The sequence below is a fragment of the Bacillus sp. RCC_6_1 genome (assembly GCF_041360755.1).
GTDB classification, from domain to species: Bacteria; Bacillota; Bacilli; order Bacillales; family Bacillaceae_G; genus Bacillus_A; species Bacillus_A cereus.
Map to the genome: position 1 here is coordinate 763752 of NZ_JBFUPV010000001.1, position 22957 is coordinate 786708.

Below are 22957 nucleotides of genomic sequence, written 5' to 3' on the forward strand. Positions count from 1 at the left end.
TTTTATATTAATTAGCACATTGTTTATTATCAGTATCAATAGACCATCCAATAATCGTGGCACAGTCTCTACCTTTCCACTGCAGTACATTTGTTAATACTGGCTCAATCTGTAAGCTATTCCCGTCATGTAATATTTCTACTAAAGATTGATCATCATCAAACCTTCGTTTGTCACACCCTAAAATACCATCTGTTGCCATTACAATGTGATTCATTCCTTTTTCTAATCCCCTTACACCTGACGTAAAGCAAGGTGTATTTGCTGCAAAAATATTTTTCCTGCCAATATATTCGTAATTTTTCCGTTTATTTAATCGTCCTTTTCCATTTTTCGTTTTCTCAGAATGGAATAAATACGCGAAACAATCACCAACTGATAACCAATATAAAAATTCGCCTTTTCGTAAACAAATTAAGCAAGCGAGTTCCTCATCATCTTGATCACACTTTTTAATAAATAACTCATCTGTAAATAACGCTAATAAGTACATATGTGTATGATGAAAAGCTAAATGTATTGGATAGGAAAATAACTCTTTTAATTTCTCTTTTCTTTCTGAAATCGCTTCTATTATATAATCAATATTGTTTGTTTTGTGGTGTGTATCAAAAATCATAACAAATTCAAATTGTAATTCAGGGTCCCACCAAGCAAGTACCGCATCTCCTCGTTCATATGCATCACTTTCTTGATTTCCCCCATATACGCCGACTGAAAGAGGACCACATTTTTCAACATGTATTTCATCTACATACATCTGTTCATGACTCATCCATTTGAATGTATTCACAGCTATCATCCTCTCTCTTGCTAAATCTATACCTTTACACATAGATTACCTTATATTTCAATAAAAATAAACTTTTTCAACATTTTTTATCCAAATAAAAGGATTTTATTTCTAAAATGACGAATATATCTTACTATACGATATAAAAAAGGGGATTTATTATTATGAACAACATTAATCAACATTGGGAGAGCATTTATTATCACTTACGATACGAATACGAGGACAACCTTTCCCACCAAGCAATTCGTATTTTACAAATCGTTTCTCGTGAGAAAGATATAACAATTGGAAAAGTCGCTACTGAGCTTAGCCTTTCTCATAACACAGCATCTGAACATATAAAGCGCCTTATTCAAAAGGGTTTCATCGTTAAAGAGAGAAATAAAAAAGATGAAAGAGTGGTAAACCTTACATTAACAATTGAAGGAATTGAAGTATTAGAAAAACATACTTTACTAGATAAAGAAAAGATAAAAATATTAGAATCACAGTTATCAAAAGAAGAACTACAATTAATTGAAAAAGCATTTTCGTTATTAGCGAAGGAGGCAAAATATGCATTTCCTCGTTAAAGTAATCGTTTCGGCACTTATTATCGGCGTTATCACTGAAGTCGCCAAACATTATAGTACGATAGGTGGCTTTATTGCTGCTCTTCCTCTCGTAAGTTTACTTAGTCTATTTTGGATTTCATTCGAAGGCGGGAATAAACAAGAATTGAGTCAATTTGCTTTAGGAGTATTATATGGATTCCCCGCATCAGCACTACTATTATTTATCGTCTATATTGGTTTAAAAAATTCATTTACACTTAGTACATCTGTCCTACTCGGTATGGGTGTTTGGTGTATCGTTTTTGCTTTTCAAAAATTATTTCAAGCTTAGGGGGAATTAACATTCATAAATTTGTAGAAATAATGGGGCAAAATATAGAAGTACATATAAAAGGAGGTGGTAAACAAACTGTAGTCATTCAAACCGGAATGAGTTGCTCATTTTATGATTGGCTTCCTATTATAAAAAAGCTTTCACAGCACTTTACAGTCGTTTCATACCATCGCCCAGGTTACGGGAAAAGTGAGCTAGGAAATCAACCACGTACAATAAGGCAAGTTACAAAAGAGCTGCATATGTTACTAAACAAACTAGCTATTCAAGAGCCATTTATTCTAATCGGTCATTCCTATGGAGGATTATGTGCACAACATTTTGCGATGTTACATGAAGATAAGCTGCAAGCACTTATTTTAGTTGATTCTACTTCGATGAACTTACACCGTTTAGATGAACTTCATTTACCAATTTCTGATCAAACTGACTCGGATGATATGTGGCTTGAAAAATATAATACATACTCCAAAATGGATGTAGACACACTTTATAATGAACTAAAACCTATTCTCACCGATCAATCAAAACAGCAAATTGGATTCTCTACCTCGCCTTCATTATATAAAGCGACAGCTTCTGAACTATCGGAGTGGAAAAACTGTGCTCTCTCACTAAAAGAGCTATGTAAAACATTAGAAATACCATTAATCGTTATCGGTAGAGATCCTCAATATTCTATTACTCAATTGACTAATGGTGGCATGCCAAAAGAGGAAGCAACACAACTTGAAGCAATGTGGCAAGAACTGATCCATGAACAATTACAACTCTCAATACATAGCCAATATATACTTGCCGAACATGCTGGTCACGGAATCGAAATTGATCGGCCTGATATTATTATTGGGGCTGTTCAATCTCTATAAATAAAAAAAGGAAGCAACTAAAGTTGCTTCCTTACTTATCTATTCATAATCTTCTTCATCATCGATTTCTTCGTAATAAGCATTCCCATTACTTACATAAATAGGGCCATTCGCAACATCAATACGTAATACCCATGCCCATGGCACAGCTAAACGCTTATGTATTGCTCGCCAAAAGCTCATTGATTTTCTTTCGTACTCCTGGAACTCCTGAAGTAACTCTTTATAGGAGGAACCGTCTAACTGAATATTTGCTTCTAGCAAACGAGAATGGGCATAGTACTGCAGCTCTAGTTCAGCAGCAATTTCCATTTCTTCTTCTGTTGCCATACCAATAATTGTTCCATCTGCTGGTGCAATTTCATATACGTTGTGAACTTCAATAAGCCCTTCTTTCTCTTTCTCAAACATGTAAACAGCCTCCTTTAACATATAATTTTTATGTTACAAAGTCATACTTCTACAATAACTTCTCTCTTTCCTCTTTTTTTGATAAACTTTTACAAAATATTTAACCGATGACCTGTTTTCTCTATTCTTTCAGCAGAAATGAAACGATTTTTATCAAAAATTAATTTATACACATCAGGCATATGAAGTGTTTTCCAAAGCTCCAAATCATATTTCGAATTAAAATAATTCATTAGTAATACCATAATATTTCCATGCGTACCTATTACAATATTCTTACCTTCATATTTTTTTAATATATTTTGTATACATATTACAGCGCGCTTTTGTGCTACAGCATTCGATTCTCCGCCTTCGTATGCAAAACTCCAATCTTTCCACACATTCTGCATAGCATCATTAAAATTTGATACTGGCTCTGTGCTCAATAATCTTTCACGCAAATCTTCTTCAGTTTGTATTGATAATTTATATGTATTCGCAATTCCTTGTACAGTTTGGATTGCTCTTTTGTAAGGACTAGAAATAACAACATTAATATGTTTATCTTTTAATAAATGCGTTACATTTTCTGCATCACAGTGCCCTTTTTCAGATAAAGATCGTTCCCGTTCTTCTTTTGTATATGTAGAATGGGCATGGCGAACGAAATATATTGTTGTCATTTTTCAACCTCCTTTCTTATTTTCCATCTATATTCAATAATAAGATTGGAAAATCCTGTATTACAAAAGAGCACTTTTCATAAGTGCCCCTTTGTTTACATAATAAAATTATTTCATTATAATTTATTTCTGAATTCCTCACTTATGACAATATCTCGAATAAAGTAATCCATATTACTTAGAAGTTTTTCAAATGCTTTTTCACTCAAATTGTTCATCATAAAGACAATCTCAATCTTATCCCCTTTTTTATCAGTACCATAGAAACTATTTGTTAATACAAATGCCGTAGAACCACCTTTCTGTCCAGCAAATTCGAATATACCCTCTCCTACGGTTCCTTTAAATATATTCTCAACCTCACCTTGCATTTGTGGTGTAAAATAATTTCTGCTATTTATCTTTTCCAATAAACTCATGTAATCCTTAGCATTTGCACCTATAAACCGATCTGACCAAATACGCTGAAAATCCATATCGGCTTTTAACGATATCTCGCGTTTTGTCCATTCTTTCTCGTCTTTCATCCATTCATGTATTTGCCATACATGCTTAACATATTCATCATTAGACATATTACGTAGCTTGTCCAATGCTTTATTTTGAGGAATATGCAGTTCTTTTTCAACATAGCCCCTCATATATAATGCCCCTGTATACGTTGGATAAAATTCATCGTGACTATTTAAGCCTAACTCTTTCAAACTTTCATTTATCCGCGCTGCTCCAAGCTTGTCCAATAAATATGATGCATTCGCATTCGAACTATAATGGATCATTCCTTTCACTACTTCTTCTAAAGAAGTTTGACCACCCTTCACTAACTCTTTACCTTTTACATCATCTAGCCATGCAGGGTGTGCACCACCATCAGTATTTTTCACATAGTATTTTTCTAATTCTTTCAATGAAATTTTCTCGTCTTTTCTTATTTTTCCTTCAGCTACTTGCTTAGCATATTCAATTGCTATAACGATTTTCGACATACTTGCTAGCGGTAATTTTTCTTTTTCATTTATTGATGTCAATGTTTCACCATTTCTTTTAACAATTAAAGAAGTTGTTTTATCATCCTTATGTTCTTTTATGTAATTTAGCACATAATTAGAGTCTTCTTTGGAATTGACATATTCCTTCACTGAAAAGAAAGCTATACAGCCTACTATAGTAATTCCAGCTATAATTCCAACAACTTTTAATCCCCTCATGATACTCCCCCTAAAATAAACATATTATATATTATACTAAATAAATTTCCCTTTTTAAGTAATAATTAGATTATTTATACAAAAACATTTCTTTTCTTAAACAACAAAAAACATGCCTTCATTAGGAAAGCACGTTTTGTGATATTCTTCACATTGTTTAGTTAAAAAAAATGTTTACTTACCATGATGTAACATTAAATCACTAAGTTCTTCTTCAATGTGATTTAATTTCGCAACGCCTTCTTTCCATTTATGAATATAACGTGAAACCCCAACGAAAAACAAAACAATAATTGTGGAAAGAATAATACCATATACGATTGCTACAGTACTCATAGTTACACTTCCTTATAATTAGTAATGTGGTTATTAGTTATATTTTTATTATAAACCTTTTTCTTTTAAAATACTTCGATTTCAACTTTTTGTAACAAAATTGATTTTTCTAACATTTCGTTCGTGAAAATGGCATATTTTTCACAAATTATACAAAACTTCACCATATGTACTATTACCATATGAGTTATATTATTAAATAGAATAAAGGGGATGATATACTATGACGACTTGGTTTATTGTAATGTTAGTTGTATTTGGAGCATTTAAAATTATCGTTTCTAGCCTTCCTAACACTGTTATTGAATCCATTATTAGCAAGTACGAAACACATCCAAAACTTGAAGAAGAGAATGTGACTATTACAATTCATGGAAATAACGTAGAAGGCGAACAGAAATCAAAAATTATTCATGATTTTAACGAAGGTTTATTTTTAGATCGCTATTATGCACCACCACACAATGAGGGTACGCCTTTAATTATCAATGCAAAACGTGGCAAAAAGAATTTTACATTTTATATTTATAGTCACGAGGAGCATGTTGATGTTGTAAAACAATATAAAAAGAAGGTAGTTGCTTATAGTTTACGCTCTAAAAACCTTCAAAATAGTGATATGTTCGTGTCAGCTGACTTAGCTTAATACTCATATATTGGAAAAAGGAATCCACGAAATATGGATTCCTTTTTTCTCATTTACTGAAAAATAAGCTCTGTCTTCAAACTATCTTTCGGTAACAACCAGCCTTTTTTCTCTAAACTCGCCATTAATAATTCCCTTTGCTTTGTCGCAATACTTTCTTCATTTGTTTTAAATGACACTTCTATTACGAAGTCATCTTCTAATTTTCCGGTATTACTTAATGGCCAAATTTCAATATTTGCTTTTATGTTTTCAAACTCTCCTGTATATCGTTTCATTAATACAGGACCGTAAATACGGGAATTCTTTAACATTTCCTCTCCCCAATTTGTATACAACCATTTGTTCATTTTCCCTGGTAATTTTTCTATTAACATGTTTTGAGCAGCTTGTTCATTTGGTAAATCAAGTATCCCATATCCTTTAGCGCTGTAACTTTTCTTATTTGAAATGCTTAATGTTTTCTTCTCAAATCCCCAATCTATTTCCGCCTCATAACTATCCGTATTACTATCGAATCCTTCTTTTTTAGCTACTTCTAGTGCATCTTGAATTACACCATTTGGAGTAGGATATCTTTTTTTATATGTTAATTCAAAATCTTTACTAAATTCTTTCTTTCGAATTCTAGCAAACCAACCTTCCTCGCTTAAACTTTTATTCGCAGTATCTAAAAATTGCACTTGTATTCTTTCATATTTTGTACCAGCCTGGAAATGTTCTAGCACCTCTTGCTTCATCTCTTTGTTATCACCTAATACTTGTTCTGGCTTCAATAATAACTTTACTTCAAAACTAGGTTTCATTGGACTAGCTGCAAACCCTTCCTTAACGTTATAAAGGAAACAACAAAAGAAAATGCTGACGAATACAAATACTTTTTTCATATACCTATCCCCTTTACATTTCAAATGACTTCTATACGTTCCATTGCAAGTGAATATACATTTTCATACCCTGCTGTACTTAGCTTTTGTTGTAATCGATCCGTATCCTCTTTCAAAGCGTGCACTAACACCGTATGTTCTGGTAATAATGTATTTAACATCTCTTTAACGTCTCTTATACTTTGGTGAACTTTATACGGAACTCGCTTCACCCTACATGTACTCCTTACATGTTCTTTCATAACTTTTTCTGCAAAACTCCCTTTCGCAATATGCCCAGTAAAAATAACGGCATTCCGTTTTTCATTCCGAAGTTGTTCATAGTATAACTGTGCTCGTTTCGTTTGCATATTCGCATCACTCATTACAACTATTCCGTAACTATTTTGCATACTAATGTCATTATCCATAACTATTATGTTTCTTTTTAAACTCTCCATAATCCATTTAAGTTCTTCATTATTTTTTATCCAACCTTTATATATGAACATCTCTTCAAATCCAGCCAAAATTTCTTTATCTACTATAAGCGGAAATTCTTTATATCGTTCATATAAATACAATACTATATCTTGCGCCCTACCAAGTTGTGGCAGCGGTAATAATGCTATTCCTTCATTTTGCATAACTCGTTCAATTTCTGCACATAGGTCGTCTAATCTTTCATTTTGCGAAACATCATCTGTGTGATAAGCGGCATCTACAATTGCAACTTTTATATTGTGGCCCAATTTCTCAGGTAAATTAGCTCGTAGTATATTAGACTCTGCTGAATAGTCGCCTGAATAAAATACGTATGTATTACACATATCAACTAAAAACCAAACAGCTCCTAATACATGCCCACTATACCCCCACTGAAACCGCAATGTAGGAGTAATTTGTAACCATTCATTTGGATTGCTAATCTCATCAATACATACATAATTTAAATCTTTTATATGTTGGTCGCTATAAGGTAAATTCCATCCTTGCATCACATTATAGTTTCTCCATTTTTCATAATATAACGGCAGTTGCTCCTTCGTATAACGAGTCGTCCAAATTTTTTTCTTATAGCCATACTTCGCTAATAAAGGTAAACCCATCGTATGATCTTCATGAATATGTGATAAAAATACCGCATCTAAAAATGGAACAGCTTCTCTCTCTATTTTTGGATAACCATTCTCATAAGATCGATTAATACCACAATCAAATACTATTTTCGTCTCTTTATTTTTTACAAAATAGCAGGAGCGACCGTATTCTCCTGCTCCTCCCCATACTTCCACTCTCATCATGCTACCCCTTTTCGCTTTTGCTCCATATGTTGCAGCAGTAATAAGCACATTGTTGTAAGTCCAACAGAAACAACGGCCATCGCCATTCCTATAGATACTTCACCCTGTTCAAATTGAGCAAAAATAAACGTTGCTGACGTTTCTACTGATGGAGGTAATACGAGAAGTGATGCTACTAACTCTCTTATTGAAATTGTAAATGTCATCGCCCATCCGGCAAGAATGCCTGGGATAATAAGAGGCAATATTATTTTTCTAAAAATATAAATATAATTTCCAGAAAAAATACTTCCTGCCTGCACGAGAGAATCATCAATTTGTCCGAGTGATGATTTTACATATTGCACCGTGTAAGGTAAAAACAGAACAACATACGTTACGATAACCATGATTGGTGTATTATAAATTGACATAGGCATATATGGTGAATTCCAAAATAGAATAAGACCTACAACCATAACGATTCCTGGTACCATATTCGGTAACATACCGCACATATCAAGCCATTTTTCAGAGGTTTTTTTCCCCTTTCGAATCATAAGTGCCAAAAAGACTCCAATCATTACCGCAATAATCGCTGTTACGAGTGAAAAAAGAAAACTATTCCATAAAGCCTCTAATCCCGGAGACCCCATTGTAAACAATGCCTCATAATGACTTATTGTAAAGTTATTTACATGTAAACCGCCGCCTCTTAATTTTGAAAAAGAAGCAATAAGTATAGAAAAGTATGGAATTCCAATTGATACGATTAATAAACCAATTACATACATCCATGCTACAACGCGCGTAAATATAGACAAAGTATATCTTTTAGATTTCACACCTTTTCCACTAACCATTGCATATGAATACTTTCGATTCAATACATTTTGCATATACCAAATGAGCATACAAGCACTAAGTAATAAAGAAGATAATGCTGTTGCACTACTGAAATCAATTGGCCAACTCGAAATAAATTTATGAATTTCTGATGTTAACACGTGGAATCCTATTCTACGTCCGAATGTAGCCGGTGTTCCAAATTCAGCAATCGTCTTTACGAAAATGAGTAAAGCACCCATTACATAACTTGATACTAATAACGGCAATATTATTTTTCTTAAGCGATAGAAAAAACTTCCGCCATGAACTGCTGCAGCTTCTTCTTTACTACTCCCAATCTGAAGTAACGTGTTTTTCAGCATGAAATAAAGGAATGGGAATAAATGCAGACTCATAATTAATACCATACCTCCTAAACTAAAAAACGATGATGAAACTGTCTTTAGCATCGGGAAAAATTGTTCAAAATAGCCGTTAGGTTGCATGAACAAAATCCAGCCCATCGATCCAATATACGGCGGTGTCATAAATGGAATCATAAAAACAATATCTAACTTACTATACTTTCCTACATCTGTTTTGCTCATAATAAATGCCAATGGAAATGCAAATATTGTAGCACCTATTACAACGAGTGCACCTAGAAGCATCGAATTTAGAAAAATCCCAGCTAATCCACCACTCTGCATCACTTCAAAAGGCTTTAAAAAATTCCAACTGCTATTTTCATATACACTAGAAAATAAAATAAGAAAAAGTGGAATGACGATTAACATCGCCACAAGTAATAATGCTACCGTCATTCCAACTTGTCTTACTGATACGAATCGATTTACCATGGAATCACCATCTTATTGAAATACTTTCTTAAATTGTTTTCCTATTTCATCTTGCTCTTTCTCAACTGTTTTCCAATCAATATTTAATACTGGAATCTCTTCTATATTTGGTCTATTTTCAGCTTTTATATCTGTTCTACCAGGCAATAAATACGCTTTAGAAACTTGTTTTTGTACATCATCGGATAATAAATAATCAATAAACTCTTTTGCACCTTCAACATTTTTACTACCCTTCATAATCCCCGCTGCACGCGGACTAATAACTGTTCCGCTTTTTGGATATACAATATCAACAGGTTCACCCTTTGCTTTTGCGCTATACGTCATATAATCAACACCCGCAATGACCATATCTTTCGCACCTGTTACAACTGGGTCTAACGCTTCCTGGTTTGCTCCTGCTACTGTAACTTCATTTTTCTTAAGCTGCTCAAATAAATTCCATCCATCTTGTCCATGCTTTTTCACGTATCCTGTTACAAAGTCTAAAGCTGAACCTGAAAGTGCTGGATCTGGAAGATTCACTTTCCCTTTCCATTCTCCTTTCGTTATATCGCTCCAATCTTCAGGCGCCGTCTTCACATTTTTTGTATTGTACACAATCCCTAATGCTGAAGCACTATACCCGAAATAATGGCCTTTATCATCTGACCATTCAGAACGCAGCTTATCAGCTTGTTTCGCCTCTTTATAAGCTAACGTTTGACCCTCTTTCTTTAATCCTTCCATCGCTGGTAAGGAAGCGAGTACGACAACGTCAACGACTGGATTTTTCTTTTCAGCTTCCATTCTCGCTAAAATTTTACCAGTTGTCCCTTGAAACATTTCCACCTTTATACCAGTTTTCTTTTCAAAGTCTTTTTGAATTTTTTCTGCTAACCCTTTTGGCCCTGCACTATATACAACAATTTTCTTTTCATTCGTATTTTTACTTTTTGCATCTGCATTACCTGTCTTTGAACTACAACCTGTTACTACAGTAGAAAATAGTAAAGTACATACAAATAAAGACTTAAGCGAACTGAATTTCTTCATACGATTCTCCCCCTATATGATGAATACATTTTTTGGGTACATATAACAATACTGGTTTCCCGATGCTTAGCTTACTATTGTGATAGGCTGTCCAGATGCCTAAAGTCCCCATATTTACTTTCACTTCATAACGCTCTCCTACGTATGTAACGTGCTGAATTTCACCTGTATACATTTCGCACACATCATTTTTTGTCCAACTCACATGCTCTGGACGAATCATTTTTTCCCCCTCTACAAGCCAATTCGCCTTACCAACAAATTTGGCAACAAATTCATGAGACGGTTTCACATAAATATCTTCGGGTGTTCCTTTTTGTAATACTGCTCCTTGTTTCATAACAATAATTTGGTCTGACATTGACATTGCTTCTGTTTGGTCGTGAGTGACATACAGTGCAGTTAAACCAATGGAATGAACGATATCCATAAGCTCTATTCTCATTTCTTCTCGCAAAATTGCATCGAGCGCACTTAGCGGTTCGTCAAACAAAATAAAATGAGGTTTTGTTACAATTGCTCTAGCGAATGCGACACGTTGTTGCTGTCCACCAGAAAGTTCGTGTGGATACCTTTTCTCCATACCTTGCAGGCGAACTCGCTTTATTGCATCTTCTACTTTTTCTCGTAAATGATTCGTTTGCTTTGTAGCTCTTAAACCAAATGCAACATTTTCAAAAACAGTCATGTGCGGCCATAAAGCAAAATCTTGAAATACCATACCGATATTCCGTTCATGAGGAGATGTCTTTATCTTTTTTGTAGCAGAATACATGCACTGGTCTCCAAAATATATTTCTCCCTTATCCGGTTCTTCAAGTCCTGCTATCATTCTAAGTAAAGTCGTTTTCCCACATCCCGAAGGTCCTAAAAGTGTAGTGAATTCCCCTTGTTTCATTACAATCTGCAACGGCTTTAACGCTTGTGTTTTTCCAAATGTTTTTTCTAATCCATTAATTTTAATATCCATCGTCTCACCTCTCTCCCCTCATTCTTAACCTGCTTTCATTCTATATGGAAGATTTATACTTAATGTTAATGTACTGTAAAGATTAAATTAAAAAACTTCTAATAAACTATTTATTTCTATAGATTTTTTCTATAGTTAAAATAAAAAAGGCGGCAATTCATAATGAATCTCTTAAAATTAGAAATTGTAGTACTTATTAAGAAATACAAAAAGCTTACAATCGTTGCAGAAAAACTTGGCGTTAAACAACCAACTATTACTTTTCATATAAAAAGCTTAGAAGAAGAACTCGGTGTGTCTTTATTCGAATTACGTTCTGGAAGGTATTTCTTAACAGAGGCTGGTGAGGCTTTGCACCATTATGCTTGTAAAATAGATGCACTTATGAAAGAAGCTAGACGTGTCACGCAAGAGTTTAAAGATTTTCATAAAGGTGCTATAACAATCGGCGCTAGTTATGTACCAGCGACTTATCTTTTGCCAGCAGTCGTTCATCAATTTCAATGTGAATTTCCCAATATAAAAATAACGCTACTAGTGAAAACAGCCCCTGAAATTCGAATGATGCTACAAAATCACGAAATCGATCTTGGGATAATTTCCGCTGCTCCATTTGATGAACCACTTTTAAAACAAACGAATATAATGCCCGATACACTTGTTCTTGCCTTTTCCAAAGAACATCATTTTTCAAAAAAAGACAATGTATCGTTACAAAATATAGAAAAGGAACGCATACTATTGCATCGTAACCCATCTACAACGAGAGATTTACTTACACAATGGACGTTAGCGCACAACATTACATTCCAATCAGAAATTGAATTAGATTCATTAGAAACGATGAAACAAATTTTAAAATATGGTAATGGAATTGCCTTGATTTCTAAACTTGCTATCGAACAAGAAATACAACGAAATGAGCTATGCTATATACCAATCCCTGAATTTGAATTTCAGCGTAATATTTATACGATTCATCATGAGGACAGATGGAATTCTAAAATCATTTCTTTTTTACTACAGAGCATCACTTCATTTGCAACAAAAAATTAAAAGGCTGTCGTTATGCACGACAGCCTTTTAAACTATAAATCTATTTATTTTTCTTTGCCTCAATTTTTGCTTGCGCCTCTTCAGCCTTATCTAATGCTTCTGATACTTTCTTCTCTTTTTCTTTCACTTCATCTATACTATCGACAGCTTTAATAATTTTATCGATTCCTTCTTCTTCTACCTTTCTACGCTTTGCCACTCTTTCATTTACTTTCTCTTCCACATCTTTTGCTTTTTGAAGCATATTCTCTGCATTTGATGTTACAGCTTTTTCAAGTTCATCATCTTTTTTCTTTTGTAACACTTCATTTGCAATGTCTTTCGCTTCTAAATACTTACCGTCTTTTAATGCTGTTGCTCCATGATCCATTTTCTCAGCAACTTCTTTATATGATTTCGCTTCATTTCCTGATTTCTCTTTTTCTGCTTTTTCGAACCACATTGTTGCATCACTATACTTTTCATCTTTCAATGATTGCATACCTGTTTCAATATATGTGTCATAATTGCTACATCCAGCCATTACGACTAATAGAAAAAGCATAACAAAACTTAATTTTTTCATGCTGTTGTCTCCTTTTCTTTGCAAGCTCACTTTACTTTAACATACATGAAAAAGAGTTTCAAAAACTAAAATACTAATTTAGTCATTTTTATAATGATAAGTCAAATTTTTATTATTTTTAAGCGGACACATCTAGTTGTTTTTTCGCCATATGTTGCTTTACTCCAACTAATACAACTAACAATAAACCTACGCCTAATGTCATCATAACAATGCTAGTTGGCAACATATCTAATAGTAGTCCATATACAATCATACCAAGTGGTGCGATTGCAGTCGCAATTGTTTCAAGTAGGCCAAACACACGCCCTAGGTAGTTCGGATCTGTCGTTTTTTGCATATGTACTTGCATTGGAATGTTTACAATCATAATTGCTATACCAGTTAACATCATAAAAGCAATATAGTAAATAAAACTTGCTACTTTTGGAATGGTAACTAACAACGGAAAGACTGTACATAAACTTAAACCTGCAAACAAAAACAGTCCAGTATAAATTGAACGAAACGGATTATTCACTTCTTTACGCACCGATAAAGCAATCGCACCAATTAACATCCCGACTGCTAACATTCCCTCTACAGTACCAAGTTGCTTTGAAGATAAATGTAATGTATGTACGATAATGTATGGAAGTGCAACGGTTAGACCACACGCAAAAAAGTTTACCCACAATGCTATTTTCATTAAACCATATATTTCATGTTTTCGTTTTATATATGAAAAACCTTCTTTTATACTCGTCAAGAAATGCTCTTTACTCTCAGCCACTTCTTTTTTATATAAATCAAATACAATAAATAATTGCAAAATAACCGCTAAAAAGAATGTAATGCTATTCAACAAAAAGAACGACTGAATTGAAAAGAAACCAAATACAACTCCGCCAATAATCGGCCCTAAAATATTTGATAAAGAAGCCGCCGTTTGATTTAAAGCACTCGCTTTTTGAATACGTCCTTCATCTACTAAACTCGGAATAGACGAAGTTAATGCAACGGAATAAAAACTTGCACAAATTGATAATAATGCTGCTGAAATATAAATAAAAAGAAGTGATGGTCCAAATATAGTAGCAAGAATAAACATACTAAGCATCGTTAAACTACTTAATAAATCAGTACCAATGACAAGCCATTTTCGATTGACGCGATCTGCTACAGCACCAGCAATTGGACCACAGATCATCCTTGGAAGTGATCCGCAAATAAGCGTAGTTGCAAACCCCATCCCTGAACCAGTAGTCTTTAATACGTATAACCCCATTGCGAACGTATAAATACCTGCGCCTAATAAAGACGTCATTTTTCCAATCATCATTAAAATGATGTTTCTCGTTGCAATCTTCATTCTTGAATCATGTTGTCCTATACTTATATCTCCCATTTTTGACTCTCTCCCCTTAAAAGTTAAATTGTGTTAAACTTATTATATAATCAATTTTCCGATTTCCACAACATAAAGTTAAATATAATTTAACTTTTTAAATATAAAGGAGCAGTAATATGGCAACTCTCGGCGAAAAAATTAAAACATTAAGAAAAGAAAAAAAACTTACACAAACAGAGCTGGTAGGTTCGGAACTGACAAAAAGTATGCTTAGTCAAATTGAAAATGGAAAAGCTACACCTTCTATGAAAACATTACAATATATTGCTGAAAAACTTGAATGTGAAATGAGCTTTTTATTAGAAGAAGATGAAGGAGAAATTGTAGAACTCATTCAAAAAATGGAGCCATTAATAAAAGCAAATAAATGCGATGAAGTATACAAGACTTTACTACCTATCGTTCAAACAGAGCTACCTTCTACTTTAAATACAGCTCGCTTATATAAACAGTTCCTAACAGGAGCAGTTATTATGAACGATTATCATATTGAATATTACGTTGAAACTGCTGTTTCTATATTTGAAAAATATACTTTATATCGAGAAAGCACTGAAACGAAACTACTGTTTTACTATATGCTCTTCAAACGTAAAAAATATAAAGAATGTTTACAGATGATTGCTACAATTCGTGATGAATATAAAGCAAAGAATTTAGAAATGGATCTGATTACACATATACAACTATACTTAAAAGAAGCCATTATTTTACTCGCATACGGCAATTATGAAAAATGTGAAAAAGTCATTTTAGATGCACTTGCATTTTCAAAAAAGCATCAAGTGTATTATAAAACAGATGAATTTTACCGGATTTTATCTTACCAAAAAGTCATTACAGCTGATAAAGAACAATATTTATATTACATAAAAAAATCTGAGCAATTTGCCATTTTTACAGAAGATATTCTATCCATCGCAATTATTGATATTTTAAAAGCATACTATTACAACACAATTACTAATGAATATACAATCGCATTAAAACATCTAGAACAATTTCGAGAAAAACTAAAAGATGAACCAATCTTTCAAGACGATGGATTATATTATCTTGAAAAAGGAAAATCTTTGTATGGCTTAAAACGTTATAAGGAAGCTTTGGCAATATTAAAACACGCTACCATACCAGATTATATGAGTCATCCACTTGATCAATCGTGGGTATTAACAGCTGGGTCTTATCGTACCCTTTGCTATATAGAACTTCAAGATAAAAAATCTGCCTTAAAAGAGGCAAAAGAAGCCGTTCAAGCAATAGATAGCTATCCTGATTCCATCTTCACTTCATTTATTAAAGAAACATTACAAATAATACAAAAACTTTAAGAATGTCTCTAAATGGTATATTATTCCTCTTTTTTAGCAAAGATAATAATGATGGGAGGAATATAAATGAATATACAACGTGCAAGAGAGCTTTCTATGTCAGCAGAACAAGCCAATGTCAATTTTCAAGGCATGCCTGTTATGATTCAACACGTCGATGAAAGCAATGAAACCGCCCGCATATATGAAGTAAAAAACCCAGGACGCGAATTAACTGTTCCAGTTAATAGCTTAGAGGAAATATAAGAAATGCCACTTCTCTTTTGAAGTGGCATTTTTCTTCTTTCAGATTACTTATTATAAATTTCTTCAACCCTTTATTTTACATGAGCTGAAAAAATAAGAATTTTCTACTTCTTTTCTTTTTGTGACCTGCTAAAATACAAACTATGGATTAATTATTCGTACTATACATTAAGGAGGAAAAATAATGGCATCTACTTTAGAAAAAAACAAGCCTTATTATGCAGTTATATTCACTTCTAATTTATCAAATGATACAACAGACTATAATACCGTTGCCGAAGAAATGGAGAAACTTGCAAAGCAACAACCTGGATTTTTAGGTGTAGAAAGTGCAAGAGGTAATTCTGGACTCGGAATAACAATTTCTTATTGGGAATCACTTGATGCGATTGAAAATTGGAAAAAGAACACCTTACATAAAGAAGCGAAAAAAAGAGGTCGTGAGCAATGGTATGAAAACTTCCACCTGCGTATTTGTCTTGTTGAGAAAGAATTTAAGTTTCAAAGAGGCACAATATAACTATGAAGGAAAAATTAGCTCTCGTTATTGTTCATGAAATATATGGTGTGAACGACCATATGCATCACGTTACCCAGCACTTTACTTCATCTCATATAGACGTATTCTGTCCTAATCTTCTACACTTACAACATGCATTTCATTATCGTGATGAAGAAAAGGCATATGAACATTTTGTAAATCATATTGGATTTGATGATGGAAAAAAGCAAATTGAAGAATTCATTTCTCATCTTTCTAGTAGTTATACACATATTGGACTTATCGGCTTTAGTGTTGGAGCTACCATCTCATGGCTATGTAGTAACAATCCGAAAATAAATTTTATTATCGGATGTTACGGTTCTCGTATACGCGACTATGTTCACATAAAGCCTACATGCGCTACATTACTTATATTCCCTGAAAAAGAAGCTAGTTTTTCAGTATCCTCTTTCATTCAAACATTGCAGCAACAGAATAACCCTTTATTAGAAATAAAACAACTACACGGTGAACATGGATTTCTAAATCCGTACACTGAAAAATATAACGAGCACTCTACAAAACAAGCATACAATTTAATAGATTCATTTCTTGTAAAGTGAAACTTTAATCAGTGGGGGTTGTTCATCCCCCACATAACCTCTTTTCTTACGCTGAATTTTGAGGCGGGGGTCTTACTGCCCGTTAATGCAGGATAAAAACAAGCTTATGAAGGAGACTCAAATGACGCTGACATTACTCTTACTTGTTTTCATACTCATTGCCTTTATCTCAGCGCTAACTATCATTTTTATAACCGTAAAAAAAGGAGGATTTTTCAACCGCCCCTACTTACAATCTATTATCGTTTGCATTTTATTTTTTACTAATTGGATCTTATATGTAACAACTTTTTATTCGCTACTCCCCGAGAAAGTTAGTGAGTTCATATTCTTACCCATTTGGTTTTTCCTTTGTATTTTAGGTTTTATAACTTTCTGGCGTGAATGGGGAAATAATCGTGTATTCTCCATATGTATCGGTTTTCTTTCCTTGACTAGTTTTTTATTTGGATTATTGTTGTTAGTTCTTTCGGGGATGTAATAGAAGAAGGAAGAAAAGCTAACGTTCAACTTTTCTTCCTTCTATGTTTACCTTTAGTTTTCACTGTCACTGATTCACAAGGTGTATAATATATTTGAGGTGTCGCCTTATCAACAAACATCATAAACGTAACGAAACCGATAATAAAGAAAATAAATAACGTTAACAAAATTGCTCCTATCGTTAAAAGTATCATAACACCACCCCTATATTTTTCATGTTATTACACTTTTCGCTATGATATGAGTGTAATCCTTTTTAGAAAAGGAAACGTAACAAAATAATCACAATCACTCCCGTTAATACTGTACCTAATAAACTACGAGTATATATCGCTACAAGAAATGTTGGAATTGCTGCAATAAGATAATCCCACTGCATCGTTTCATGCATAAATAAAACTTGTGCTAAAAGCGCTGCTAATATCGCAATTGGTATGTAATTTAACCATTTTAAACCCCAGTCAGGAATTTGTAGTTTGCTAAATACGAGTAGAGGTAAAATACGTGGCACGATTGTAACAGCTCCTGCTGCTAGTAAAAGTAATAATACATCTAATCTCATTTCCATTTTTCAATCAACACTCCAATCGTCGCAGCTAGTAAGGTTGCGATAATAACCGCTATACTATCTGGCATAAATAGGTGTGAAACGTATGCGATAATAATCGCTACAATTGCAACACTTAAATGAATTGCTAGCTTTGGTTTACTACTTATGAGCTGAAGTACAAATAATCCGATAAACATTGCTGGTAATGCATAATCCATCCCGTATGTATGTGGATCTGGTATCCACTCACCAAATAGCCCGCCGATAATAGTAGCAAGAATCCAGTTTAAATAAGCCGTTACATTTAGCCCAATCATCCATCTTTCGCCTAAATATCCTTTTTGCGCTGCATGCTGCACTGCAACACCGAACGTTTCATCTGTAATTTGAGAACCGATTAGTAAGTTTTTAAATAGAGGCAGTTTCATAAAGTATGGCGCAAGTGCAGCACTCATAAGAAGGTGGCGCAAGTTAACAAAAAATACAGTAAAAATAATTGCGGAAGCAGGAGCACCGGCTGCATACATACCAGCTAATATAAATTGGGCAGAACCTGCATAAATTAAAGTGGACATAAACGCAATTTCAATGATGGAGAAACCAGCTGTTTTTGCAATTACACCAGCTGCTATACCGATGCTCAAGTAACCAAATACAGTTGGTAAACAATCTTTTACTCCTTGCTGAAATGTATCATCGCTCTGCAAAGCTACATGTGCCTGAGCTTTACTCATCTCTATCATCCTCCATTCCTTCTAAAGTTCGTTTTCCTGTTACGACATGAACTAAATCTATATTTTCACGCCATAACGTATCTAACTTATCCGCCCCAAATTCCTTTGTGATTTCTTCAACCATAATATCGTGCCGCACATACTCTGTAGCAACGAGAACTAGCGCTGGGTCATACGTTGTAACGGCCCATGAAGTGCTATCATTTGAAAAGTTCGCAATTAATACTTCCTCTCCATCACGAGCAATAACAGTTAAATGACCACCCATTCTCTTTTCAACAACGTGGGGCGTCATATAATTATGGTGAAATGTCGCTCCTATTTTTGTTTCTGGAGCTCCAAATAAGATTGAAAATATATGTACGCCTTCCTCTTCCTTTTGATGAATGTATGGCTCAATTTCATGCACTTGATCTTCCCATACAGAAACCCATAACTCTTCCTTAGCTCTACTAATTATATTGCATATTTCTTTCAAAACACGATCATTTGAACGAATATGCGAAATTACATCAATCTGTCTTTCTTGTTCTAAATCATTTAATTTCTGGTCTAAAAACTCAAAGGACTTCTCAAAGTCTTTTCGCATTCGATTCATTAATTCGGTAGCTGGTACTGGTACATATTTAACTGGTTCAGAAGGTACAATATGCACCGCTCCTTTATCCATTAACTTACCGAGTACCTCGTAAATCATAGAACGAGGTACTCCTGTTTGTTTACTCACTTCATAGCCTGTTACTGGGGAATGTTTTAGTAGTCCAATATACGCTTTACATTCATACTGAGAAAATCCCAACTTTTGTAATTCCTTTATAATTTCATCCATCGGTAACCCCTCACAATCTAAATCGCTCTTACTTCAAAACGACGATTTTGCTTCCCTTTACTTTTTACTTTATCAATAACAAGTGTTCCTATTTCACTCGTATTTTTCACATGTGTGCCTCCACAAGCTTGTTCGTCTAAATTTTCAATTGTAACAATGCGGATTTCTTGGATAGTAGTTGGCAGGAGATTTATTGCTGTTTTAATCATTCCTACAGCATTTTCTGCTTCTTCGCGGCTCATATAACGAGTGGAAATTTCTTTATTTTGCTTAATAAGTTTATTCACTTCCTCAACAATTTCTTCTACTTCCACGCTCGATAACTCTTGTAACTCATTAAAATCAATACGTGCTTTATCAGGATAAATTTGATTTCCGGTGCATAGAGCTCCATACTTTTCATAAACAACAGCTCCGATAAGATGAAGTAAAGAGTGATGACGCATTAAATTATAACGTCTTTCCCAATTTATCTCTAATTTAACTGGACCTAACTTTACTTGCGCCTCATCTTTTATATAGTGAACTATTTCTCCTTGCTCCTTCTTTACTTTTTCAACTTCAAATACAGACCCATCTTGTACAATGACACCCGTATCACATTCCTGTCCTCCACCAGTTGGATAAAAAATTGTTTCTTTTACAAATACTTTATTCCCTTCTACTCTTATCACTTCTGTTTCGCAACTCGTTTTGTATGCATCTTCTAAATATAATGCCGTTGCCATACTCTCACCTCTTTAGTAGTTATAGTTATACCTACTAATATAAAAAAGAAGCTCCGTAAAGTCAATTGATAATTCTGAAATTTGAAATTAATAAAAGACTCCTTTATTAGGAGTCCACTATCTCAATATTTCATTCGCTTCTTTTTCATAAATTTTATCAAATGACGTCATAACACGCTGTGATGCTTGAATCATCTTTTGATCTGTCATAAGATCGGCCATCTCTTTCGTCATATCTACATTTGAATTTTCTAGCATATGATTTTTTACTATTCCTGTTCCGTTCGGTAAATTAGCAATGTTTCCTTCTGCTAGTGTAAAGCTTTTGTTTTCACGTTGCACGAGACGTGCATTCGTTTCTGCATCTACTGTTTTTGTTTGTAATTGTGCAATTACTATTCTCTTAATATCTGGTTTTTGCAAAGTTCCATCGTTAACTTCTCTATAAATTTCTCCATTATTAGATACGAAGAACTCAACATTTTCAGGAATACGAATGCGCTCATTATTAACATCCATAACATAAGCACCTGAAGATGTTTGTAAATATCGATCACTATTTAATGTGAAACTACCATCTCTCGTTAAAAACGTTTCATCATTTTTAGAAGTAACAAAAAATGATGTTGTGCCGGCCGCGCCGTCATCTAAAAAGAAATCTGTAGCGCTATTTGTCATTTGTATATTTCCTTGTACTAAATTCACATGCGTTGCAGCTGGTACTACAGCGTAATCGACCGAACCGATATTTGTTACCGCCCCATCTCCGCGGCGATATGTGTCTTGTACATCAAATACTTTAGACGTCATATTTTCTGCTTTAAATCCTGTAGTTTGAGCATTTGCAACGTTATTCGAATGAACATTAATGCGCTGCATGTAATTCATCATGCCCATAGAACCTATATAAAGACCGTTCATATTCGTTTGAATAAGGCAAGCGCCTTATTCTTCACCTCTTTTCTACGATGTTTGTAACATTTGTTTTGCTAAATGTTCAGCTGTAGCGATATGTATATTTTTCTTTATGTCTTGGCCATCTGTCATTAATACAATAGGAGCTGATGATACTGCTGGAATTTTCAACAATTCGCCACTACTTGCTGTTTCATCAAATTTCGTAAACACAATACCATCTATATGAATATCTTTAAAGTTTGTAATAATTTCAATCATATCTTTACTTTTCATTGAAGCTGATAACGTTAAACAAATATAATCTGGTTCTACTTGTCCCATCGTTTCAATCATTTCTTCCACTGTTTCTGACGTACGATAATTTTTCCCTGCTGTATCAATTAAAATATAATCGACGCGTGCTTCTTCTTTAAAATACGTAAGCGCTCTTGTCATTGCAGCTTCATCACGCACAGCAATTACTTCAGATCCAATTGTCTTTACGTTATCTTGCAATTGCTGCACTGTCCCTATGCGCGAATGATCGGTCGTTATAAAACCAACTGTTTTTTTCTTACCGTGAAATTGCCATGCCATTTTCGCAAGTGTCGTCGTTTTACCAACGCCAGTTGGACCTATTAATGCAATTGTTTGTACTTCTTTTTCAAAGACGTTTTCCGTATTAAAATGAGATTTCATATCTTCCAATATGTACCTGATAACTTCTTCTTCCGTAATCATCGTTGCATTTTCAAACTTTATTTTTAACTTTTCAGCATATGCATGAATGAAATATTGTTCCACATCGTTTTGTTCTAGCATCCGAATTACTTTTTGAATAATAAACGGTACAGATTCTTGATTTTCTTTCTTTGGAGCTACTTCTTCTTTCTTTACTGGAACGACTTGTTTCACAACTTTTTTCTTTTTCGTTACTTCCGTTTCTTTCATCGGTTTCACAACGACGATTCCTTTTTCAAACAGCTTTAATAGTTTCTCTTTTTTTCTTGCCCATTCTTCACTATTTCCTGTTTGCATCGCCGCGTATGACATAGAAGTCGTTACGTTTTCTAAATTGTGCAGTACTGATTGAATTCCATTCGCCTTCACAATTTGTTCTGAAGGATCATTCACAACATCCATTAATTGTTCATGAAATTGAGCTGTACCTTCATTCACTTCTTCCTGTTTTTCTTCTGGAAATGCAACTAACATTTCATAATCCTTTTTCCAAAAAAACGGTATATTTCGTTTTACACTTTCATCGACAACGTAATAATAATCTGTACCATATTGGTCAAATAACTTTCGATACAATTCATTTTTCGAAGCTGCTTTTATTCGCATTAACGCTTCTTTCTTTTCTGTACTTTCCAT

The 22957-nt window shown here is 33.9% G+C and carries 30 protein-coding genes; 10 read left to right on the forward strand and 20 right to left on the reverse strand.

Annotated elements, in window-relative coordinates; translation table 11 throughout:
- Positions 1 to 7: 7 nt before the first annotated feature.
- Entirely contained in the window at positions 8 to 835 is an 828-nt protein-coding gene (locus tag AB6801_RS03715; RefSeq protein WP_370941032.1) for a PP2C family serine/threonine-protein phosphatase, read from the reverse strand.
- Positions 836 to 957: 122 nt separating this feature from the next.
- Here AB6801_RS03715 and AB6801_RS03720 point away from each other — a divergent pair, with 122 nt between their 5' ends.
- Genes AB6801_RS03720 through AB6801_RS03730 form a run of 3 tightly spaced genes read left to right on the forward strand, consistent with a single transcriptional unit; the run spans position 958 to position 2553 of the window.
- Positions 958 to 1368: a MarR family winged helix-turn-helix transcriptional regulator gene (locus AB6801_RS03720; protein WP_001059784.1), complete on the forward strand. Its 411-nt coding sequence runs from the start codon at positions 958 to 960 to the stop codon at positions 1366 to 1368.
- Entirely contained in the window at positions 1352 to 1681 is a 330-nt protein-coding gene (locus AB6801_RS03725) for a DUF3147 family protein (protein ID WP_000545642.1), read from the forward strand. Before AB6801_RS03720 ends, AB6801_RS03725 begins: the two co-directional genes overlap by 17 nt.
- Positions 1642 to 2553, forward strand: coding sequence for an alpha/beta fold hydrolase (locus tag AB6801_RS03730; protein ID WP_114159456.1), 912 nt, complete (start codon positions 1642 to 1644; stop codon positions 2551 to 2553). Before AB6801_RS03725 ends, AB6801_RS03730 begins: the two co-directional genes overlap by 40 nt.
- Before the next feature lie 39 nt (positions 2554 to 2592).
- Here AB6801_RS03730 and AB6801_RS03735 read toward each other — a convergent pair whose 3' ends face one another.
- The 5 genes from AB6801_RS03735 to AB6801_RS03755 form a co-directional block, all read right to left on the reverse strand.
- Complete coding sequence (locus AB6801_RS03735) at positions 2593 to 2964, reverse strand: hypothetical protein (protein WP_000461766.1); 372 nt, start codon at positions 2962 to 2964, stop codon at positions 2593 to 2595.
- 89 nt (positions 2965 to 3053) lie between these two features.
- Positions 3054 to 3629, reverse strand: a complete 576-nt coding sequence (locus tag AB6801_RS03740) for a histidine phosphatase family protein (RefSeq protein ID WP_097999145.1) — start codon at positions 3627 to 3629, stop codon at positions 3054 to 3056.
- A 116-nt stretch (positions 3630 to 3745) separates the two neighbouring features.
- The gene (locus AB6801_RS03745) at positions 3746 to 4837 is read right to left on the reverse strand and encodes a serine hydrolase (RefSeq protein ID WP_046945481.1); all 1092 of its coding nucleotides are present in this window, start codon (positions 4835 to 4837) and stop codon (positions 3746 to 3748) included.
- Between the two features lie 174 nt (positions 4838 to 5011).
- A complete protein-coding gene (locus AB6801_RS03750; protein ID WP_000108701.1) occupies positions 5012 to 5173 on the reverse strand; it encodes a hypothetical protein in 162 nt (53 codons plus the stop codon).
- 65 nt (positions 5174 to 5238) lie between these two features.
- Positions 5239 to 5355, reverse strand: a complete 117-nt coding sequence (locus tag AB6801_RS03755) for a hypothetical protein (protein ID WP_001987133.1) — start codon at positions 5353 to 5355, stop codon at positions 5239 to 5241.
- A 41-nt stretch (positions 5356 to 5396) separates the two neighbouring features.
- On the opposite strand from AB6801_RS03755, the gene AB6801_RS03760 reads away from it, so the two are divergent.
- Positions 5397 to 5819: a YfmQ family protein gene (locus tag AB6801_RS03760; protein WP_000214592.1), complete on the forward strand. Its 423-nt coding sequence runs from the start codon at positions 5397 to 5399 to the stop codon at positions 5817 to 5819.
- A gap of 53 nt (positions 5820 to 5872) precedes the next feature.
- Here AB6801_RS03760 and AB6801_RS03765 read toward each other — a convergent pair whose 3' ends face one another.
- The 5 genes from AB6801_RS03765 to AB6801_RS03785 are packed head-to-tail and all read right to left on the reverse strand — an operon-like array spanning position 5873 to position 11664.
- Positions 5873 to 6706, reverse strand: coding sequence for a hypothetical protein (locus AB6801_RS03765; RefSeq protein WP_097999144.1), 834 nt, complete (start codon positions 6704 to 6706; stop codon positions 5873 to 5875).
- A gap of 20 nt (positions 6707 to 6726) precedes the next feature.
- A complete protein-coding gene (locus AB6801_RS03770; protein ID WP_033667064.1) occupies positions 6727 to 7989 on the reverse strand; it encodes an MBL fold metallo-hydrolase in 1263 nt (420 codons plus the stop codon).
- Entirely contained in the window at positions 7986 to 9656 is a 1671-nt protein-coding gene (locus tag AB6801_RS03775; RefSeq protein ID WP_097999143.1) for an ABC transporter permease, read from the reverse strand. Before AB6801_RS03775 ends, AB6801_RS03770 begins: the two co-directional genes overlap by 4 nt.
- A 12-nt stretch (positions 9657 to 9668) precedes the next feature.
- Positions 9669 to 10694 carry an ABC transporter substrate-binding protein gene (locus tag AB6801_RS03780; RefSeq protein ID WP_097999142.1) on the reverse strand — a complete coding sequence of 342 codons (1026 nt, stop codon included), beginning with the start codon at positions 10692 to 10694 and terminating at the stop codon, positions 9669 to 9671.
- Positions 10672 to 11664: an ABC transporter ATP-binding protein gene (locus AB6801_RS03785; protein ID WP_097999141.1), complete on the reverse strand. Its 993-nt coding sequence runs from the start codon at positions 11662 to 11664 to the stop codon at positions 10672 to 10674. The genes AB6801_RS03780 and AB6801_RS03785 overlap by 23 nt, the downstream gene beginning before the upstream one ends.
- 162 nt (positions 11665 to 11826) lie before the next feature.
- On the opposite strand from AB6801_RS03785, the gene AB6801_RS03790 reads away from it, so the two are divergent.
- A complete protein-coding gene (locus AB6801_RS03790) occupies positions 11827 to 12720 on the forward strand; it encodes a LysR family transcriptional regulator (RefSeq protein ID WP_001050594.1) in 894 nt (297 codons plus the stop codon).
- 40 nt (positions 12721 to 12760) lie between these two features.
- On the opposite strand, the gene AB6801_RS03795 is transcribed toward AB6801_RS03790, so the two are convergent.
- The gene (locus tag AB6801_RS03795; protein ID WP_000736437.1) at positions 12761 to 13285 is read right to left on the reverse strand and encodes a COG3014 family protein; all 525 of its coding nucleotides are present in this window, start codon (positions 13283 to 13285) and stop codon (positions 12761 to 12763) included.
- Between the two features lie 118 nt (positions 13286 to 13403).
- Positions 13404 to 14672 carry an MFS transporter gene (locus tag AB6801_RS03800; RefSeq protein WP_097999140.1) on the reverse strand — a complete coding sequence of 423 codons (1269 nt, stop codon included), beginning with the start codon at positions 14670 to 14672 and terminating at the stop codon, positions 13404 to 13406.
- 119 nt (positions 14673 to 14791) lie between these two features.
- Between AB6801_RS03800 and AB6801_RS03805 the strand changes: the two genes are divergently transcribed.
- From AB6801_RS03805 to AB6801_RS03825, 5 genes are all read left to right on the forward strand, one after another.
- Complete coding sequence (locus AB6801_RS03805; RefSeq protein ID WP_370941033.1) at positions 14792 to 16006, forward strand: helix-turn-helix domain-containing protein; 1215 nt, start codon at positions 14792 to 14794, stop codon at positions 16004 to 16006.
- Between the two features lie 66 nt (positions 16007 to 16072).
- A complete protein-coding gene (locus tag AB6801_RS03810) occupies positions 16073 to 16252 on the forward strand; it encodes an H-type small acid-soluble spore protein (RefSeq protein WP_097999139.1) in 180 nt (59 codons plus the stop codon).
- 184 nt (positions 16253 to 16436) lie between these two features.
- Positions 16437 to 16772 carry an antibiotic biosynthesis monooxygenase family protein gene (locus AB6801_RS03815; protein ID WP_000168852.1) on the forward strand — a complete coding sequence of 112 codons (336 nt, stop codon included), beginning with the start codon at positions 16437 to 16439 and terminating at the stop codon, positions 16770 to 16772.
- Positions 16773 to 16774: 2 nt separating this feature from the next.
- On the forward strand, positions 16775 to 17359 hold the full coding sequence (locus AB6801_RS03820) for a dienelactone hydrolase family protein (RefSeq protein ID WP_000660115.1): 585 nt from the start codon (positions 16775 to 16777) through the stop codon (positions 17357 to 17359).
- A 121-nt stretch (positions 17360 to 17480) separates the two neighbouring features.
- Positions 17481 to 17840: a hypothetical protein gene (locus tag AB6801_RS03825; protein WP_002100887.1), complete on the forward strand. Its 360-nt coding sequence runs from the start codon at positions 17481 to 17483 to the stop codon at positions 17838 to 17840.
- A gap of 25 nt (positions 17841 to 17865) precedes the next feature.
- Here AB6801_RS03825 and AB6801_RS03830 read toward each other — a convergent pair whose 3' ends face one another.
- The 7 genes from AB6801_RS03830 to flhF form a co-directional block, all read right to left on the reverse strand.
- Positions 17866 to 18036 (reverse strand): DUF3951 domain-containing protein, encoded by a 171-nt coding sequence (locus tag AB6801_RS03830; RefSeq protein WP_000602244.1) that lies wholly within the window; start codon positions 18034 to 18036, stop codon positions 17866 to 17868.
- 62 nt (positions 18037 to 18098) lie between these two features.
- Positions 18099 to 18410 carry an AzlD domain-containing protein gene (locus AB6801_RS03835; protein WP_000425938.1) on the reverse strand — a complete coding sequence of 104 codons (312 nt, stop codon included), beginning with the start codon at positions 18408 to 18410 and terminating at the stop codon, positions 18099 to 18101.
- Entirely contained in the window at positions 18401 to 19126 is a 726-nt protein-coding gene (locus AB6801_RS03840) for an AzlC family ABC transporter permease (RefSeq protein WP_000030474.1), read from the reverse strand. The genes AB6801_RS03835 and AB6801_RS03840 overlap by 10 nt, the downstream gene beginning before the upstream one ends.
- A complete protein-coding gene (locus AB6801_RS03845) occupies positions 19119 to 19955 on the reverse strand; it encodes a TrmB family transcriptional regulator (RefSeq protein WP_097999138.1) in 837 nt (278 codons plus the stop codon). Before AB6801_RS03845 ends, AB6801_RS03840 begins: the two co-directional genes overlap by 8 nt.
- A gap of 17 nt (positions 19956 to 19972) precedes the next feature.
- Positions 19973 to 20683: an alanyl-tRNA editing protein gene (locus tag AB6801_RS03850; protein WP_097999137.1), complete on the reverse strand. Its 711-nt coding sequence runs from the start codon at positions 20681 to 20683 to the stop codon at positions 19973 to 19975.
- Between the two features lie 117 nt (positions 20684 to 20800).
- A complete protein-coding gene (locus AB6801_RS03855) occupies positions 20801 to 21604 on the reverse strand; it encodes a flagellar basal-body rod protein FlgG (RefSeq protein ID WP_001013939.1) in 804 nt (267 codons plus the stop codon).
- Positions 21605 to 21646: 42 nt separating this feature from the next.
- A complete protein-coding gene (gene flhF, locus AB6801_RS03860; RefSeq protein WP_000446169.1) occupies positions 21647 to 22957 on the reverse strand; it encodes a flagellar biosynthesis GTPase FlhF in 1311 nt (436 codons plus the stop codon).

Coding starts and splice junctions, on each gene's coding strand:
- AB6801_RS03795 (WP_000736437.1), bottom strand. CDS start 13,285: ATGAAAAAATTAAGTTTTGTTATGCTTTTTCTATTAGTCGTAATGGCT.
- AB6801_RS03825 (WP_002100887.1), top strand. CDS start 17,481: ATGACGCTGACATTACTCTTACTTGTTTTCATACTCATTGCCTTTATC.
- AB6801_RS03830 (WP_000602244.1), bottom strand. CDS start 18,036: ATGATACTTTTAACGATAGGAGCAATTTTGTTAACGTTATTTATTTTC.
- AB6801_RS03725 (WP_000545642.1), top strand. CDS start 1,352: ATGCATTTCCTCGTTAAAGTAATCGTTTCGGCACTTATTATCGGCGTT.
- AB6801_RS03735 (WP_000461766.1), bottom strand. CDS start 2,964: ATGTTTGAGAAAGAGAAAGAAGGGCTTATTGAAGTTCACAACGTATAT.
- AB6801_RS03850 (WP_097999137.1), bottom strand. CDS start 20,683: ATGGCAACGGCATTATATTTAGAAGATGCATACAAAACGAGTTGCGAA.
- AB6801_RS03765 (WP_097999144.1), bottom strand. CDS start 6,706: ATGAAAAAAGTATTTGTATTCGTCAGCATTTTCTTTTGTTGTTTCCTT.
- AB6801_RS03840 (WP_000030474.1), bottom strand. CDS start 19,126: ATGAGTAAAGCTCAGGCACATGTAGCTTTGCAGAGCGATGATACATTT.
- AB6801_RS03800 (WP_097999140.1), bottom strand. CDS start 14,672: ATGGGAGATATAAGTATAGGACAACATGATTCAAGAATGAAGATTGCA.
- AB6801_RS03715 (WP_370941032.1), bottom strand. CDS start 835: ATGTGTAAAGGTATAGATTTAGCAAGAGAGAGGATGATAGCTGTGAAT.
- AB6801_RS03845 (WP_097999138.1), bottom strand. CDS start 19,955: ATGGATGAAATTATAAAGGAATTACAAAAGTTGGGATTTTCTCAGTAT.
- AB6801_RS03745 (WP_046945481.1), bottom strand. CDS start 4,837: ATGAGGGGATTAAAAGTTGTTGGAATTATAGCTGGAATTACTATAGTA.
- AB6801_RS03785 (WP_097999141.1), bottom strand. CDS start 11,664: ATGGATATTAAAATTAATGGATTAGAAAAAACATTTGGAAAAACACAA.
- AB6801_RS03770 (WP_033667064.1), bottom strand. CDS start 7,989: ATGATGAGAGTGGAAGTATGGGGAGGAGCAGGAGAATACGGTCGCTCC.
- flhF (WP_000446169.1), bottom strand. CDS start 22,957: ATGGAAAGTACAGAAAAGAAAGAAGCGTTAATGCGAATAAAAGCAGCT.
- AB6801_RS03790 (WP_001050594.1), top strand. CDS start 11,827: ATGAATCTCTTAAAATTAGAAATTGTAGTACTTATTAAGAAATACAAA.
- AB6801_RS03755 (WP_001987133.1), bottom strand. CDS start 5,355: ATGGTAATAGTACATATGGTGAAGTTTTGTATAATTTGTGAAAAATAT.
- AB6801_RS03855 (WP_001013939.1), bottom strand. CDS start 21,604: ATGAACGGTCTTTATATAGGTTCTATGGGCATGATGAATTACATGCAG.
- AB6801_RS03835 (WP_000425938.1), bottom strand. CDS start 18,410: ATGGAAATGAGATTAGATGTATTATTACTTTTACTAGCAGCAGGAGCT.
- AB6801_RS03780 (WP_097999142.1), bottom strand. CDS start 10,694: ATGAAGAAATTCAGTTCGCTTAAGTCTTTATTTGTATGTACTTTACTA.
- AB6801_RS03805 (WP_370941033.1), top strand. CDS start 14,792: ATGGCAACTCTCGGCGAAAAAATTAAAACATTAAGAAAAGAAAAAAAA.
- AB6801_RS03815 (WP_000168852.1), top strand. CDS start 16,437: ATGGCATCTACTTTAGAAAAAAACAAGCCTTATTATGCAGTTATATTC.
- AB6801_RS03820 (WP_000660115.1), top strand. CDS start 16,775: ATGAAGGAAAAATTAGCTCTCGTTATTGTTCATGAAATATATGGTGTG.
- AB6801_RS03760 (WP_000214592.1), top strand. CDS start 5,397: ATGACGACTTGGTTTATTGTAATGTTAGTTGTATTTGGAGCATTTAAA.
- AB6801_RS03775 (WP_097999143.1), bottom strand. CDS start 9,656: ATGGTAAATCGATTCGTATCAGTAAGACAAGTTGGAATGACGGTAGCA.
- AB6801_RS03750 (WP_000108701.1), bottom strand. CDS start 5,173: ATGAGTACTGTAGCAATCGTATATGGTATTATTCTTTCCACAATTATT.
- AB6801_RS03740 (WP_097999145.1), bottom strand. CDS start 3,629: ATGACAACAATATATTTCGTTCGCCATGCCCATTCTACATATACAAAA.
- AB6801_RS03720 (WP_001059784.1), top strand. CDS start 958: ATGAACAACATTAATCAACATTGGGAGAGCATTTATTATCACTTACGA.
- AB6801_RS03810 (WP_097999139.1), top strand. CDS start 16,073: ATGAATATACAACGTGCAAGAGAGCTTTCTATGTCAGCAGAACAAGCC.